Source organism: Nonomuraea basaltis (assembly GCF_005893125.1).
GTDB lineage: Bacteria > Actinomycetota > Actinomycetes > Streptosporangiales > Streptosporangiaceae > Nonomuraea > Nonomuraea basaltis.
Genome location: NZ_VCJS01000507.1, coordinates 1 through 2,056 on the forward strand (window position 1 = coordinate 1; position 2,056 = coordinate 2,056).

The window sequence follows — 2,056 nt, forward strand, 5'->3', positions numbered from 1 at the left end:
CGGATAGGCGGGTCGGGTGGGGTCGGGTCGAAGGAGAATCCTCAGCCGGGCGTGGGTGAAGGCTCTCAGCCTGCCCGTGGCGAGGGCTCTCCGGCGGGCCTGCCCGTGGCGAGGGTTCTCAGGTGGGTCCGCCTGTTGGGAAGAGCTCTCAGGTCGTCGTGGTGAGGGCCGAGACGGTTGCCGAGACCGCGTCAGGGAGGGCCTCCAGGCGGTGGAGCGGCGCCTCCAGCGGGGTGAGGTCATCCGACCACGGGGCCGCCTGGCGGATGAGGGTGCGGGCCTCGTTCTTGGTGAGCGTCGTGCCCTGGGCGCGGGCCACCGCGATGAGTGCCTCGCGCCACGTGTTGGCCAGCTTGGCGTGGCCGTTGTCCAAGATCTTGCGCAGTACGCCCGCCGCGTCGCCGTCCGGTTGCGGGAGGCGTACGGCGTCGAGCGGGCCGGCGTCGGCGCTCAGCTTGTAGACGGCGGACAGCACGTCGGGCAGGGACGGGAGACCGGTCCCGAGAACGCGCACGTGGGTGGCGCGGGTGGCCAGGAGCAGGCGGGGGAGCGCGGCCTCCAGCCCGGGCGGCACGGCGACGGCCACCCGATCCGCGGCGGCGGCATAGGGTTTCGCCAGCCAGGTCGACAGCTTGACCCGGGGCTGGGGCAGGTCCTTGGGCCAGTCGCCCACGAGCAGGTCGGGGTCGAAGCCCGGCGGCAACCCGGGAACGGACCCGGCCGAGTCACCGGTGGATTCGGTTGCCGAGTCGCTTACGCCTGAGGTTCCGCCGGTCTGCATGGCAGCTCGATGAGGTGCGCCTGTGCCCGTGGGCGTGAGCTCCGCAGCCGCGGGCGTGGCCGGGGCCGAGAGGGCGGTATGGGCGGATTCGACGGACTGCGGGCCCTGGGTGTAGATGGCGGTTACCAGGCGGCTCAGACGGGATGTCACGGCCGGGCGGGTCTTGGTGGTGGGGCGCAGGACGTACAGGTCGGCGGCGGAGCCGATGGCCTCTGCCCCGAAATATCGGTTGAAGTCGGGGTAGATGGCCTCGTACGTGAGGTTGAGCTCCGACAGCGCCTGCTGCACCTTCAAGGCCAGCATCGGCGTACGCTCGCTCGCCCCGTACGCCAGCAGCACCCGCCCATCGTCCGTCAAGCCCTCCACAGCCCGCGCCACGAACAACCCCGTGCCCTCCGGCGTGTATGGCGGGTCGGTAAGCGCCAGGTCGTGGTGCCTGGCCGAGGCCGGCAGGCCGAGCCGCAGGTCGGCCCAGCGGGTGCGGACGCCCAGATCCTGGTCGTCGATGTAGGCCAGGATGCGCTCGTCGATGTCCACCACCATGACGTCGGTCTCGGGATGGACGAGCTTGACGGCCAGCGAGGTGAGGTCGTGGTCGCCGACGCACAGCAGGCGCGTGCCCCGAAGCCAGAAACGGGTGCCCAGCAGGAGCGCCCGCCGCAGTACGGTCTCCGGCGTGGCGGAGACGTGGTCGAGCACGTGACGGGCACGCGGGGCCCCGGCGACGAGCTCGGTGAGGCGTTCGAGCGCATGGGAGTAATGGGGCACCAGGTGGGCCACCGGGTCCTCGGGCGCCGGGGCTACGGCGAAGAGGTCCTGGTAGTCGGGGGAGTGGGTGAGCGGCACTCGGAAGCGGTCCTCGGTCCGCTCCAGGGGCAGCTCGCGGAGCAGGGTCTCGATGGTACGCCTGGACGTGGCGGTCGCCCTGACCAGGTTTGCCAGCGTCCACCATCGGCCGTCGCACAGGAGGGCCAGAGCGTGCCTCAGCCGCCTGCTGTCGGCCCCCGCCGCGTCGAGCAGGCGCTCCACCCCGTCACGTCGCACCCCGTCACGCACATGCTCCATGGGGCAACCCTATCGAGCGTCCAGGCAGCCCCCGGTCGAGCTCGGGCCGAGCGCGCAGGTGGGCCCCGGTGAGGAAAGGCGTTTCGGCGGCCGCGTAGGCGGGATCTGGCCGGATATGCCCGGCGGGTCGGCTCCAGCACGCTGCGGCCGGGTCGGCGGGGTGGGCGACTCGGTGGGGCTGTCTCCTATACACATCTCCGAGCCCACGAG

At 72.0% G+C, this 2,056-nt stretch carries 1 protein-coding gene; it reads right to left on the bottom strand.

What is annotated here, in order from left to right; translation table 11 throughout:
• Positions 1–148: 148 nt before the first annotated feature.
• On the bottom strand, positions 149–1,846 hold the full coding sequence (locus EJK15_RS76045; RefSeq protein WP_240778149.1) for a bis-aminopropyl spermidine synthase family protein: 1,698 nt from the start codon (positions 1,844–1,846) through the stop codon (positions 149–151).
• Positions 1,847–2,056: the final 210 nt, after the last annotated feature.